This window comes from Pseudomonas sp. H1_D05 (assembly GCF_054682705.1).
Genome location: NZ_CP162825.1, coordinates 2,921,907 through 2,935,115, shown reverse-complemented (window position 1 = coordinate 2,935,115; position 13,209 = coordinate 2,921,907). Strand labels below are relative to the sequence as shown.

Below are 13,209 nucleotides of genomic sequence, written 5' to 3'. Positions count from 1 at the left end.
GGCCACACTATTTAAAGCGAATACTTCTGCAAATTCGCCATCATTTCCTTCAACGCCTCAATATTGTCCTTCGGATGCGCCGCCCCTTCGAAATCACAGATCTGCTGCCAGTGCGCCGCGACATCTTCCGGCGAGAAGCCCACCCGCGGATCAAACCCGGCACCGAGGCTGCGCTCCCAACGCACCTTGCCCATCCAGCCGCCACCGACTTCGAACAGCCCTGACGTTTCCTGGCATTGCTCACTGGCCAGATACACCACCAACGGGCTGACCAGTTCTGGCTTCAATTGCTCGAATACTTGCGGCGGGATCAAGCCTTCGGTCATGCGGGTGCCGCCGGTAGGCGCGATCGCGTTGACGAGGATGTTGTTCTTGCGACCTTCGATGGCCAGCGTACGGGTCAAACCGTAGAGGCCCAGTTTGGCCATGCCGTAGTTGGACTGGCCGAAGTTGCCGTAGATGCCTGAGGTCGAGGCGGTGAAGATTACCCGGCCGTAGTTTTGCTCGCGCATATGTGGCCACGCGGCGCGGGTGACTTTGTAGGCGCCTTCGACATGGACGCGGTAAACCAGATCCCAGTCGGCGTCGTCCATTTTGTGGAAGGTCTTGTCGCGCAGGATCCCGGCGTTGTTCACCACGACGTCGACGCGACCGAAGACATCAAGGGCGTTTTGCACCAGTTTGTCGCCGTCGGTGACCGAGTCGTGGTTGGCTTCGGCAATGCCGCCGGCCTCGCGGATTTCGGCGACGACGCGGTCGGCAGCGGAAGCATTAGCCCCCTCGCCCTGGGTCGAGCCGCCGAGGTCGTTGACCAGCACTTTGGCGCCCTGTTTGGCAAACAACAATGCGTGGGCGCGTCCGAGGCCACCACCGGCTCCGGTGACGATGACAACTTTATCTTCGAAACGCACAGACTCATTCATCGCAGCAACTCCAGCAGGCCAGTATTGAGTCCGAGTGTCAGGCACAGGGCTTTGGGTCACAACGAATACGGCTGAGGCTGAATGGTGCGCGATAAGGTTGGGGGATGATGAAGGCGTCAAAAGATCAAAAGATCGCAGCCTGCGGCAGCGCCTACATTGAATTTGTGCAGGCGCTGCCGCAGGCTGCGATCTTTTGATCTTTCAGGAGCAGGCGACTTTGCGCGGTGGCAGCACAAAACGATCGCGAAACTCCAGATAATGCTTGAGCACCTGCACCGGCGCCTCGGTCTGTGGATAGTGGCCGATGCCTGGCAGCAACACCGTGTCGGCGTCGGGGATCAATTCACGGTAACGCTCGACCATGTGCGCCCCGGAAATCGGATCGACTTCGCCATCGATCACCCGTAACGGGATTTCACCGCGCTGCATCGCTGTCACCCAGCGATCACGCTGCACACGGCGTTCGGGAATGTAGCTGATCAACTTGTGCATGATCCGTGGCCCGCGATTGCTGTCGACCAGACTCCAGAAATCGTCCAGCTCGCTTTCGCTCGGTCGGGTTTGCGGGCCGAAGATCTGCCGGAAGCTTTTCACCAGCGCATCGCGAGTGAACGCACGACCGATCATCCAGCCCAACGGGCTGAGCAGCAGTTTCTGCATCAGCACCGGACGATGGGTTTCCGGAAACAACCCGCCGTTGAGGAACACACAACTGGCGATCTCGATCTTGTCTTCGTAGTGCCTGGCGAGCAGTTCCTGGGCAACACTGTCGCCGTAGTCGTGAGCAAGCAAGTGAACCGGTTGTCCGACCTGCAGATGCGCGAGCAATGCCTGCTGCAGGTCAGCCTGCTCCAAAAGGCTGTAGGTGTGATTGAGCGGTTTGGCCGAATCGCCAAAGCCGAGCATGTCGCAGGCAATCACCCGATATCGCTGGGCCAGCGGCTGCCACAGATAATGCCAATCCCAACTGGCGGTCGGAAAACCGTGGATCAGCAGCAGCGGGTCACCCTGCCCGGCCGTCCAGTAGCGAATCGGCTGGCCACGAAAGACAAACGTCTGGCTGCGTTTACGCCAGACACACAGAGGAATCTCGGCAAGAGGCATTAGAGTTTATATCCGGGGTCTTGTTTATCGAGTTTGCGCAGCAACGCTGGCCATGCCAGCGCGCCACCCATGCCTTGAGCACTTTTGGTGACACCGGCGATCATCGCTTTGGCGCCTGCCAGGATTTGCGGTTCGATGGCGATGAGTTCAGCGCCACCGGTTTGCGCCATGACCTGAATGTCGCAGGCGCGCTGGAAGGTGAACATCATCAGAAAAGTGTCGGCGATGGTGCCGCCACAGGTCAGCAGACCGTGGTTGTGCAGCATCAGGAAATTGTTTTCGCCAAGATCGGCTTGCAGGCGCGCCTTCTCTTCATGGTTCAGCGCCACGCCTTCGTAGCCGTGATAAGCCAGGCTCGAAAGCACGAACAGCGACTGCTGGCTGATCGGCAACACACCCTGCTTTTGCGCCGACACCGCGACACCGGAGGCGGTGTGGGTATGCAGCACGCAAACCACATCGTGCCGCACTTCGTGCACGGCGCTGTGGATGGTGTAGCCGGCGGGGTTGATTTCGTAAGGGCTGTCCATGCGTTTGTTGCCGGCCTGATCGACTTTCACCAGGCTCGACGCAGTGATCTCATGAAACATTAGACCAAACGGGTTGATCAGGAAATCTTCGGTGCCCGGCACCTTGGCGGAAATATGGGTGAAGATCAGATCATCCCAGCCATGCAGCGCGACCAGACGATAACAAGCGGCGAGATCGACACGGGTCTGCCACTCTGCGGCACTGACCTGGTCTTTGACATTAAGGGACGATTGGACGGGGGCTACGCTCACTGTATGCACCTCTGCGTTCTTATTGTTCTGCACGTACGAGCAGTCTAGTCAGGCGCAGAGCATTGCGTAGTTGCATTGCCAGCCAGCTTGATGACTGAGCGGGTCAGCCAGGCAAACTCCTTGGATCCATGTCAAAGCCACGACGCCAACAAAGGCGCGGCAAACAGATTGAGCAACCCGGTCAAGACCATCACCAGCCCGGCGACAGAGCCTTCTTCGCCGCCCACTTCATGGGCCCGACTGACACCGGCACCATGCGCGCCAACCCCGAAAAGCGCACCGCGGGCCAAGGCACTGCGTAGCGGCAACCACTTCAACAACACGCCACCGAGCATCGCCCCGAACACTCCGGTGAACATCACGAATACCGCGGTCAACTCCGGCACGCCGCCGAGGTCCTGCGCCAGCGGCATGGCGAACGGTGTGGTGATCGAACGCGGCACCAGTGACAGCGTCACCGAGCTGTCGAGCGCCAGCGCCCTGGCCAGCCCGAATGAAGTGCCGATCGACGCCGCACTGCCGGCAACCATGCCCAACAACAGCGCCGACCAATGCCGCATCAGCAAGTGCCGCTGCTGCCAGATCGGCACAGCAAATGCGACAGTGACCGGGCCGAGTACCCGCATCAGCCAATGGGTGTTGCTGGAGTATTCGGCATAAGCGGTGTGCAACGGCACAGCCAGCGCCAACAGCAGGGCCGGCACCAGGATCAGCGGCGACAACACGTAGCGCCCGGTGCGCCGATAAATCCAGCGGCTGAACAGATACGCCAACAGGGTGAAGGCCAGCCAGAACATCGGCATCCATTCAAGCTTCATGGGAACGCCTCATGCGCACGGCAAGTTCTACGGTGAAAGCCGTCACCAGCATGACCATCAATGTACTGGCGGCGATCACCAACAGGATTCGCCAGCCGTCATTGCGCAACAGTGCGCCATAGTCGAGCAGGCTCATCAGCGCCGGAATGAAGAACAACAACATCTCGGCCATCAGCAACCCTGCGCCCAATTGCAGGGCGGCGGGTTTAATCCAGCCAAAGGCAAAGGCCAGCAGCAACAGCGCCATACCGATCACACCGCCAGGAATCGGCCACGCCAGCCAGACCGCGAGTTGGCAGCCGAGCAAGTAGAGGCCGAGCAATACAGCGAGTTCAGCGAGAAGACGAGACAGATGTTTGAGCGGGACGGCGTTCATGATTTTGCTCCAGACAGGCGCTTATTTTACGAAGCCACCTGCCATCCCCGAAGCGAATTGTTAGACTCAGTACCATTCCAAAATGGAATCGGACAATGGAATTCAAACAACTGCGCAGCTTTGTCGAAGTAATGCATCAAGGCGGTTTTACCCAAGCCGCAAAAACCCTGCACATCAGCCAGTCAGCGGTGAGCAAACAGATCGCGCAACTGGAACAAAGTCTCGGCACGCCTTTGCTGGAGCGGCTGGGTTCGCAATTGCGCCTGACGGCCGCTGGCAGCGTGGTGCTGCAACGGGCCGAAGGCATGCTGCGCTTGCGCAACGAACTGCTCGCGGAACTGGACGACCTCAGTCATTTGGCACGCGGAGAGTTGCGCCTCGGCCTGCCATTACTCGGCAGCGACGCGCTATTCGCCGAACTGTTTGCGGAATACCGGCGGCGCTATCCGAATATCAGCATCCAGTTGCTCGAGGGCGGTAGCCGCAATATCGAGCAGGCTGTGCTGAGCGGTGAACTGGAGTTGGGCGGCAGTCTGTTGCCCAAGGATCCGCAATTCGACTGTCAGCCGTTTTGCGATGAGCAACTCGATGCGCTGCTGCCAGTGGATCATCCGCTGGCAGCCCGAGGCGAGATTGGTCTGGAAGAATTGGCCGAGACGCCCTTTCTGCTCTATCAGCGCAGCTTCGTGCTCAACGACCGCTTGCTGCAGGCGTGCCAGCAACTGGGGTTTACGCCGAAGGAAGGCGGGCGCAGCGGTCAGGCGGATTTCCTTGCGGCGCTGGTGGCCGCCGGGCAAGGCGTGGTGCTGTTGCCCAGCGTGGTTGCACGCGGTCTGGTGCGGCCAGGCGTGGTGCGCCTGACCTTACGCGCGCCGGATTATCTGCGTTGGGATATCGCGTTTATCTGGCGGCGCGGCGCGTATCTGTCAAAAGCGGCGCAGGCATGGCTGGCGCTGTTGCGCGAGCGTGGAATCAGCCCTTGAGCGTGTCGATCAACTGCGCCAGCCAAGGCTCGGCGTCGGTTTCCGGGGTGACGCTTTCGCTGGCGTCGATGCGCAGCATCTCTTGCACTTCGCGCACACCGAGCTCGCCGAACAGTTCACGCATTTGCTCGCCACCGCCGCAGAAAGTGTCGCCGTAACTGGCGTCGCCCAAGGCAATCACTGCGCCCGGCAAACCGAGCAGTGCGGCGGGCAACTGGTCACGAATCGCTGAGTACAGCGGTTGCAGGTTGTCGGGCAATTCGCCCATGCCGGTGGTCGAGGTCACCGCAAGCAATGCTTCAGGGCCAAACGCCTGGATGTCGGCCAGGCTGGCGCGCGAGTTGTGGAAGGTTTCAAAGCCAGCGGCTTTCAACAGGTTCTGGGCGTGACGGGCGACTTCTTCGGCGGTGCCGTAGACCGAACCGGAGAGGATGGCGACTTTCATCAATCTGATCCTGAAACTGAAAAAAAGAGCCGCGATAGTAACAGTCTCAAGCGCAAAGCTGCGACTGGATCTCAATTGGCGGTAATGGCCAGTAGACAGGCCGTGCGGTTCTTCTAGAATGCCTGCCACTGACAACTCTGAAAGGATTCAAAGATGATCAACGCCAGCCTGCTGCAAATGGTGATCAATGCGTCGAATGACGGGATAGTGGTCGCGGAGAAAGAAGGTGAACAGAACGATATCCTGATCTATGTGAACCCGGCCTTTGAACGACTGACCGGCTACACCAGTGAGGAAATCCTCTATCAGGACTGCCGCTTTCTGCAGTCTGGAGACCGCGATCAGGACAGCCTGAAACTGATTCGCGAGACGCTGGATAACGGCGGCTCGTGCCGGGAAATCCTGCGTAACTATCGCAAGGACGGTACGCCGTTCTGGAATGAACTGTCGATTTCGACGGTGAAAAACGTCGAAGACGGGCAGACGTATTTCGTTGGCGTGCAGAAGGACGTCACCGTTCAGGTCAAGGCACAACAGCGCGTGATTCAACTGGAAGCTGAGGTCGTTGCCCTCAAAGCAGAACTGGCTGCATTGAAAGCGACAAACGGTCAAAACAAAATCGCGAACTAAGTGTCATTAACTACAATCACCAATGACTTTGTAACTATACCTTTCGAGTTAGCCATGCAGCGCGACGCCCTCCTCACTCAGGATGAGCTGGATTTCATCCAGACCATGCAGCACAACCCGCAACTGAACGTGCGGGATGCGACGTCGAGTCTGCTGGTTAACGGCGGTTCGCAAATCCGTGATTTGCTCACGCGCCTGGCCGCTCACGAGCAAGTGACCATTCAGGCCAACTTCGAAAATCAGCAGATGACCTTCCCGTTGCATCTGGTCGAAGACGAGTTTCACGCGTTGCACCTGCGTCTCGGCGTACCGAGTATTTACGAAGACGGCCCGATGGTGCGGCCATGGCGTTTGACTCTCGAAGAGCCGGTAGCTCTGGAAAACGCCAAAGGTCAGCCGGGCACGTTGTGGGTCCACGAGGTTTCGCACAAAGGTGTGCTGCTGGAAGTGCGCAACAAGACCAAACCGCCCAAGCATTTCGCGCTGTGGTTCAGCCCTTCGGGTTACGAGCGGATTTCATTGCGCGGCAATTTCGAACGGGAAACCGAGAGCGGTTTCTACGCCTACGAACTGAGCCAGACCGACACCGATGAAACCGAGCGTCTGCGCCAGTTCATCCTGCAGCAACATCGCCTGACGCATCCTGCCCTTCACACCTGAGTTTCAGGTATCCAGATTGCCGGCCAGAAACTGCAGCATGCGCTGACGCATGTTCGCGCCTTCATTGCCCAGGCAAGCAACAGAGGATCCGGCCAAGCTGTCCTGTGCCAGATCTGAAGCGTCGCCCGCCAGCATCAACTGACAATCGAGACTCAATGCCAAGCGGTTCAAACGCCGAGGCAATTCGGCGCTGGGCGCATGATTGGAAAACAGCACGAGTGCATCAGGTTTGATCTTTTCGCAAACCAACGTCAGCTCATCGAATGGCTGACCTGTGGTCAGCACCCGAACACCGGAATTGCTGTCGCTGAGAAACAGCGCCGCCACCAACAACTCCAGCTCTCGACATTGCCCGGCCAGCGCGCTGACGATCACTCGGCGCGGTTGCGTACCACGCAGCATGACGATCCGCTGCAATACCCGCGCCCGCAGGAATCCATCGAAGAACAACCACTCGCTGGTTTGCCCGAAAGCCTCCTGGCGCTGCAACAATTGCAGCCACAAAGGCATGAGGATGTCCTGAAACACCACCGGCAATGAGTATGAAGAGAAAATCTGCCCATAGACGCGGTCCAGTTGCTGGTCGTCGAACGCACTGACCGCCTGCTGGATCTGCTCCTGCCATTGCAGGTAATCCGCCTGCACCAAGTCATCCGGGATGATGTGCGCCAATACTTTCATCGGTTCGGTCTTGGCGAGGATCTTGCCGACCTTGCTCACGGCGACCCCGCGATCAATCCAGTCGACGATGCTGCGCACGCGCTCGATATCGGTCATCGAATAGAGCCGATGCCCACTTTCGGTGCGCGTGGGCTGAATCAGACCATAGCGCCGCTCCCACGCGCGCAAGGTCACCGGGTTTACACCTGTCAGGCGTGCGACCTCACGGATAGGGAACAGATCCTCGCGCTCGAGCGCAGAAGATGTCTGCGAAGCGAGGCTTTGCGTCCGTGATGACAGGCATAGGCTGTTCAACTTCCATGTCGGAGAGATTTGGATCCCATTCTAACGCTTATGCCCCGATTGCGATCAAGTGCAGAAATGCGACGAAAGTCGCTGGTTTAATCGGGAAAAACCGGAATAATCCTTGCTTGTTGAAAAACGCAGGCCTCTACCCCGGCCCTGCGTCAGGCGAAACTCCTACCCGGAGCGACGCAAATGAAATACGGAGATACATAATGTCTACTTCCCCTGTCACGCTGATGGTTGCCCGTCGCGTCGCTGATGGCCGTTATCAGGACTTGATCGCCTGGCTGCGCGAAGGCGAACAACTGGCCACTGATTTCCCCGGTTACCTGGGCTCTGGCGTGCTCGCTCCGCCGCCCGGCGATAATGAATTCCAGATCATCTTCCGCTTTGTCGATGAGCAGACGTTGCATGCGTGGGAACATTCGGTTTCACGTACCGCGTGGCTGAGCCGTGGCAGCGACCTGTTTGCCCACCCGAAAGAACATCGAGTCAGTGGCATCGAAGGCTGGTTCGGCGCTGCCGGGCAACGTCCTCCACGGTGGAAACAGGCCGTCGCGATCTGGCTGGCGTTCTTTCCGGTGTCACTGCTGTTCAACTTTGTCCTCGGCCCGTTGCTCGCAGAACTGAGCCTGTTGCCGCGTATGTTGATCAGCACGGCGTGCCTGACGCCGCTGATGGTTTACTTCTTTATTCCGCTGTCGACCCGATTGCTGGCGAACTGGCTGAACAGTACGCCGGTACGACTGCCTGTATCGGCGACACCTCAGAAACATTAAAGATCGCAGCCTCGTTGCACTCGACAGCTCCTGCAGGACTGAACACAGACCAGGGCAGGAGCTGCCGCAGGCTGCGATCTTTTCGGGCTCGTCGCTGTTATAGTTTTTGCTCCAACCGCGATGCGAGCCGTTCATGCCTGATTCCTCAGCCCCGATCCTCATCACCGGTGCCGGCCAGCGTGTCGGCCTGCATTGTGCGCAGCGGCTGCTCGAGGATGGCTATCGCGTCATCTTCACTTACCGCAGCGAACGCCCCGGCGTGCAAACGCTGCGCGATCTGGGCGCCCTCGGCCTGTTCGCCGACTTTTCCAGCGAAGCCGCGATTCTCGCTTTCATCGCCGAACTGAAAACCCACACCGACAGCTTGCGCGCCATCGTGCACAACGCCTCCGAGTGGCTGGCCGAAACCCCGGGCAGCGAAGCCGAAGCCTTCACGCGCATGTTCAATCTGCACATGCTCGCACCGTACCTGATCAACCTGCACTGCGGTGAACTGCTAAAACACTCGACGCCCGCCGACATCATTCATATCAGCGACGATGTCACCCGCAAGGGCAGCAGCAAGCACATTGGCTATTGCGCCAGCAAAGCCGGGCTCGACAGCCTGACCCTGTCCTTCGCCGCCCGCTATGCGCCGACCATCAAGGTCAACGGCATCGCCCCGGCCCTGCTATTGTTCAATCCCGACGACGACGCGGCGTACCGCGCCAAGGCACTGGCCAAGTCCGCGCTGGGCATCGAACCCGGCAGCGAAGTGATCTACCAGAGCCTGCGCTATCTGCTCGACAACCCTTATGTCACCGGTACGACCCTGACCGTCAACGGCGGAAGGCACGTCAAATAACACCTGCCTGCGAGGCTGCCCATGACCCGCTCACTGCCCGAGAATTACCGCGAACTCCTCATTGGCCTCGGTGAAGATCCCGACCGCGAAGGACTGCAAGACACCCCGGTGCGCGCGGCCAAGTCCATGCAATACCTGTGTCACGGTTACGAGCAAAGCGTCGATGAGATCGTCAACGGCGCGCTGTTTGCCTCGGACAGTGACGAGATGATCATCGTCGCCGACATCGAGTTGTACTCTTTGTGCGAACATCACCTGCTGCCCTTCATCGGCAAGGCCCATGTGGCTTATATTCCGACGGGCAAGGTGCTGGGTCTGTCGAAAATCGCGCGACTGGTGGACATGTTCGCCCGACGCCTGCAGATTCAGGAAAACCTCACCCGGCAAATTGCCGATGCGGTGCAACAGGTCACCGATGCCGCCGGCGTCGCGGTCGTCATTGAGGCCAGACACATGTGCATGATGATGCGCGGTGTCGAGAAACAGAATTCGACCATGAACACCTCGGTCATGCTCGGCGCGTTCCGCGAGTCGAGCAACACCCGCCAGGAGTTCCTGCAATTGATTGGACGGAGCAAGTAAATGCCACAACTTCAGCCGGGAATGGCGCGCATCCGGGTCAAGGATCTGCGCTTGCGCACCTTTATCGGGATCAACGAGGACGAAATCCTCAACAAGCAGGATGTGCTGATCAACCTGACCATTCTGTACGCCGCGCAGGAAGCGGTGCGTGACAATGATATCGACCACGCGCTGAATTACCGCACGATCACCAAAGCGATCATCGCCCACGTCGAGGGCAACCGCTTTGCGCTGCTCGAACGCCTGACGCAGGAATTGCTCGACCTGGTGATGAGCAACGGTTCAGTGCTGTATGCCGAAGTCGAAGTCGACAAGCCGCACGCGCTGCGTTTTGCCGAGTCGGTGTCAATCACGCTTGCAGCGAACCGCTAGCTTCAAGCTTCAAGCGGCAAGCTGTAAACTTCGTATCACCGCCACCCATTTTGCAGCTTGAAGCTCGTCGCTTGAAGCTGTCTCGCAGAGACTCCCATGAACGAGCAACAACGCCTCGAACTCGAAGCTGCCGCCTTCCGCCGGCTGGTCGCCCACCTGGACAGCCGCAAGGACGTGCAGAACATCGATCTGATGAACCTTGCCGGGTTCTGCCGCAACTGCCTGTCGAAGTGGTACAAGGCCGAAGCCGACGAGCGCCAGATCGAGATCAGCCTCGACGACGCCCGCGAAGTGGTTTACGGCATGCCGTACGCCGAGTGGAAAGCCCAATTTCAGCAAGAAGCCAACGCCGAGCAACAAGCCGCGTTCGCCAAAGGAAAAACCCATGAGTGATCTGAACACCCTGCGCGCCAGCCTCAAGAGCGGCGAACACGCTTTCGCCGACACGCTGGCCTTCATCGCCGCCGGTTACGACTATCAGCCGCAGGCGTTCAACAACGGTGGCGTGGAAAACGCCGCCGGGCAGAACGAAGGTTCTTGCAAGACCCTGGGTCTGGCACTGCTGGAAGGCCTGAGCGATGAAGACGCGCTGCTGGCGTTCGGCGAGCATTACCGCTCGGTAGTGGCGACGCCTGAGGGCAGTGATCACGGCAATATCCGTGCGTTGATCCAGCACGGTCTGGCCGGCGTCAAATTCACCGCTCAACCCCTGACCCGCCGCTGATTCCTCTATCCACACAAAATCCCTGTGGGAGCGAGCCTGCTCGCGAATACGGACTGACATTCAACATTGATGTCGACGGATACACCGCATTCGCGAGCAGGCTCGCTCCCACATTTGATCTGTGGTGACTGTGATTCTCGGGCACAAAAAAACCGGCCAATCTGGCCGGTTTTTTTATGTCTGCGATTTAGAACGAAGCGTTCTGCAGACCGTCCAGGTAACGCTCGGTATCCAGTGCCGCCATGCAGCCAGCGCCGGCCGAGGTGATCGCCTGGCGGTAAACGTGGTCAGCCACGTCACCGGCGGCGAAGATGCCTTCGACGCTGGTCGCCGTAGCATTGCCTTCACGGCCGCCGTGCACCACCAGATAACCGTCTTTGAGGGTCAACTGGCCTTCGAACAGCGAGGTGTTCGGGGTGTGGCCGATGGCGATGAACACGCCGTCGACGGTGATTTCGTCGAAGCTGCCATCGTTGTTCTTCAGACGCGCACCGGTCACGCCCATGTTGTCGCCCAGCACTTCGTCGAGGTTGGCGTTCAACTTGAGGATGATCTTGCCTTCAGCCACGCGAGCGTTGAGCTTGTCGATCAGGATCTTCTCGGCGCGGAAGGTTTCGCGACGGTGGATCAGGGTCACGGTGCTGGCGATGTTGGCCAGGTACAGAGCTTCTTCAACAGCGGTGTTGCCGCCGCCGACCACTGCAACAGGCTTGTTGCGATAGAAGAATCCGTCGCAGGTTGCGCAGGCGGAAACGCCTTTGCCCATGAACGCTTCTTCCGATGGCAGGCCCAGGTAACGCGCGCTGGCACCGGTAGCGATGATCAGGGCGTCGCAGGTGTAGGTCGCGCTGTCGCCGGTCAGGGTGTAAGGCTTGGCAGCGAAGTCCACGGCGTTGATGTGATCGAAAACGATCTCGGTTTCAAAACGCTCGGCGTGCTCGCGCATCCGCTCCATCAGGGCTGGACCGGTCAGACCGTGCACATCGCCCGGCCAGTTGTCGACTTCAGTAGTGGTGGTCAGTTGACCGCCAGCCTGCATGCCGGTGATCAGCAGTGGCTTGAGGTTGGCGCGGGCCGCGTATACCGCAGCGCTGTAACCGGCTGGGCCGGAACCGAGAATAATCACTCGCGAATGACGGACTTCAGACATGACCTGCTCCTGTTGACCGGGCCGAAAAACTGGCACGGATCGCCGGACTGCCGGCGGGAATAAAAAAGGACCGTGGAAAACCTTGGGGAAGGCTTGAGCTCGACAGTCCTGTAAAAAGTTGGGTGCAGCGTATCGAGGGGGGCAAGATTAAGGAAATACGGTTTAACAATCCAGCTCATAGGTGGTCTCTATGCCGACACACTGACGAGATGGACGTCTTTGTTACAGTGAATGTCGATTGCTCTACCGTGCTTTCGCCGTCGTTGCAAAGTCGGTAAGGTCGGCGCGTTTTCCCTTGCTCGGAGCACCTTATGCCCGCCCCTGTTCTGTCCGGCCCGCAATACCTGCGCGAAGGCCTCAAACTGGTTCTCAGCCCCGGCCTGCGCCTGTTCGTGTTGTTGCCGCTGGCGATCAACCTGGTGCTGTTCGTCGGATTGATTTATCTGGCCGGCCACCAGTTCAGTCTATGGGTCGATACGCTGATGCCATCGCTGCCCGAATGGCTGAGCTTCCTCAGTTACATCCTCTGGCCACTGTTTGTAGTGCTAGTGGCGCTGATGGTGTTCTTTACTTTCACTATGCTGGCCAACGTAATCGCCGCACCGTTCAACGGCTTCCTCGCGGAAAAAGTCGAAGTGGTGGTACGCGGCACTGATGACTTCCCGGCGTTCAGCTGGGGCGAACTGATCGCGATGGTCCCGCGCACCTTGGCCCGGGAAATGCGCAAACTCGGCTACTTCCTGCCACGGGCGATCGGACTGTTCATTCTCTCGTTCATCCCGGTGGTGAATATCGTTGCTGCACCGCTGTGGCTGTTATTCGGCGTGTGGATGATGGCGATCCAGTACATCGACTACCCGGCGGATAACCACAAACTGGGCTGGAACGAAATGCTTGCCTGGTTGCGGCAAAAGCGCTGGCAGAGCATGAGCTTTGGCGGGATCGTCTATCTGGTGCTGCTGATTCCGGTGGTCAACATCCTGATGATGCCGGCGGCGGTGGCCGGGGCGACGTTGTTCTGGGTGCGTGAGCGCGGTGCCGAGGTGCTGGCTCAGGAAAAGGCCTGAGCCA

17 protein-coding genes and 1 pseudogene are annotated in these 13,209 nt (G+C 58.9%); 10 read left to right on the top strand and 8 right to left on the bottom strand.

Going from position 1 to position 13,209, the window contains the following annotated elements:
- Positions 1-11: 11 nt before the first annotated feature.
- The 5 genes from AB4O11_RS13135 to AB4O11_RS13115 all read right to left on the bottom strand — a co-directional run bounded on the left by AB4O11_RS13135 (position 12) and on the right by AB4O11_RS13115 (position 4,003).
- On the bottom strand, positions 12-923 hold the full coding sequence (locus tag AB4O11_RS13135) for an SDR family oxidoreductase (RefSeq protein WP_099758023.1): 912 nt from the start codon (positions 921-923) through the stop codon (positions 12-14).
- Positions 924-1,124: 201 nt separating this feature from the next.
- Positions 1,125-2,027, bottom strand: a complete 903-nt coding sequence (locus AB4O11_RS13130; protein ID WP_460130828.1) for an alpha/beta fold hydrolase — start codon at positions 2,025-2,027, stop codon at positions 1,125-1,127.
- The gene (locus AB4O11_RS13125) at positions 2,027-2,809 is read right to left on the bottom strand and encodes a class II aldolase/adducin family protein (protein WP_460130827.1); all 783 of its coding nucleotides are present in this window, start codon (positions 2,807-2,809) and stop codon (positions 2,027-2,029) included. Before AB4O11_RS13125 ends, AB4O11_RS13130 begins: the two co-directional genes overlap by 1 nt.
- A 131-nt stretch (positions 2,810-2,940) precedes the next feature.
- Positions 2,941-3,627 (bottom strand): LrgB family protein, encoded by a 687-nt coding sequence (locus tag AB4O11_RS13120; protein ID WP_257357020.1) that lies wholly within the window; start codon positions 3,625-3,627, stop codon positions 2,941-2,943.
- Positions 3,617-4,003, bottom strand: a complete 387-nt coding sequence (locus AB4O11_RS13115; RefSeq protein ID WP_095049777.1) for a CidA/LrgA family protein — start codon at positions 4,001-4,003, stop codon at positions 3,617-3,619. The genes AB4O11_RS13120 and AB4O11_RS13115 overlap by 11 nt, the downstream gene beginning before the upstream one ends.
- Before the next feature lie 95 nt (positions 4,004-4,098).
- Between AB4O11_RS13115 and AB4O11_RS13110 the strand changes: the two genes are divergently transcribed.
- Positions 4,099-4,986 (top strand): LysR family transcriptional regulator, encoded by an 888-nt coding sequence (locus AB4O11_RS13110; RefSeq protein ID WP_320335771.1) that lies wholly within the window; start codon positions 4,099-4,101, stop codon positions 4,984-4,986.
- Here the strand turns inward: AB4O11_RS13110 and AB4O11_RS13105 are convergent.
- Positions 4,976-5,431 (bottom strand): flavodoxin, encoded by a 456-nt coding sequence (locus AB4O11_RS13105; protein WP_093436056.1) that lies wholly within the window; start codon positions 5,429-5,431, stop codon positions 4,976-4,978. The genes AB4O11_RS13110 and AB4O11_RS13105 overlap by 11 nt on opposite strands.
- Before the next feature lie 153 nt (positions 5,432-5,584).
- Between AB4O11_RS13105 and AB4O11_RS13100 the strand changes: the two genes are divergently transcribed.
- On the top strand, positions 5,585-6,061 hold the full coding sequence (locus tag AB4O11_RS13100) for a PAS domain-containing protein (RefSeq protein ID WP_095049774.1): 477 nt from the start codon (positions 5,585-5,587) through the stop codon (positions 6,059-6,061).
- 54 nt (positions 6,062-6,115) lie between these two features.
- A complete protein-coding gene (locus tag AB4O11_RS13095; RefSeq protein WP_016987019.1) occupies positions 6,116-6,721 on the top strand; it encodes a hypothetical protein in 606 nt (201 codons plus the stop codon).
- 3 nt (positions 6,722-6,724) lie between these two features.
- On the opposite strand, the pseudogene AB4O11_RS13090 reads toward AB4O11_RS13095, so the two are convergent.
- Positions 6,725-7,685, bottom strand: a pseudogene (locus AB4O11_RS13090) (MerR family transcriptional regulator).
- Positions 7,686-7,899: 214 nt separating this feature from the next.
- Between AB4O11_RS13090 and AB4O11_RS13085 the strand changes: the two are divergent.
- From AB4O11_RS13085 to AB4O11_RS13060, 6 genes are all read left to right on the top strand, one after another.
- The gene (locus AB4O11_RS13085) at positions 7,900-8,466 is read left to right on the top strand and encodes an antibiotic biosynthesis monooxygenase (protein WP_093436046.1); all 567 of its coding nucleotides are present in this window, start codon (positions 7,900-7,902) and stop codon (positions 8,464-8,466) included.
- A gap of 133 nt (positions 8,467-8,599) precedes the next feature.
- Positions 8,600-9,310, top strand: a complete 711-nt coding sequence (folM, locus tag AB4O11_RS13080) for a dihydromonapterin reductase (RefSeq protein ID WP_093436042.1) — start codon at positions 8,600-8,602, stop codon at positions 9,308-9,310.
- 21 nt (positions 9,311-9,331) lie between these two features.
- Positions 9,332-9,892, top strand: coding sequence for a GTP cyclohydrolase I FolE (gene folE, locus AB4O11_RS13075; protein ID WP_460130824.1), 561 nt, complete (start codon positions 9,332-9,334; stop codon positions 9,890-9,892).
- Entirely contained in the window at positions 9,893-10,264 is a 372-nt protein-coding gene (folX, locus tag AB4O11_RS13070; protein ID WP_093436035.1) for a dihydroneopterin triphosphate 2'-epimerase, read from the top strand.
- A gap of 96 nt (positions 10,265-10,360) precedes the next feature.
- Complete coding sequence (locus AB4O11_RS13065) at positions 10,361-10,657, top strand: DUF1244 domain-containing protein (protein ID WP_093436032.1); 297 nt, start codon at positions 10,361-10,363, stop codon at positions 10,655-10,657.
- Positions 10,650-10,988 carry a HopJ type III effector protein gene (locus AB4O11_RS13060; RefSeq protein ID WP_093436028.1) on the top strand — a complete coding sequence of 113 codons (339 nt, stop codon included), beginning with the start codon at positions 10,650-10,652 and terminating at the stop codon, positions 10,986-10,988. The genes AB4O11_RS13065 and AB4O11_RS13060 overlap by 8 nt, the downstream gene beginning before the upstream one ends.
- Positions 10,989-11,175: 187 nt before the next feature.
- Here the strand turns inward: AB4O11_RS13060 and trxB are convergent, their stop codons facing one another.
- Positions 11,176-12,138 carry a thioredoxin-disulfide reductase gene (trxB, locus tag AB4O11_RS13055; RefSeq protein WP_007912350.1) on the bottom strand — a complete coding sequence of 321 codons (963 nt, stop codon included), beginning with the start codon at positions 12,136-12,138 and terminating at the stop codon, positions 11,176-11,178.
- 311 nt (positions 12,139-12,449) lie between these two features.
- Between trxB and cysZ the strand changes: the two genes are divergently transcribed.
- A complete protein-coding gene (gene cysZ, locus AB4O11_RS13050) occupies positions 12,450-13,205 on the top strand; it encodes a sulfate transporter CysZ (protein ID WP_064119384.1) in 756 nt (251 codons plus the stop codon).
- Positions 13,206-13,209 lie beyond the last annotated feature (4 nt).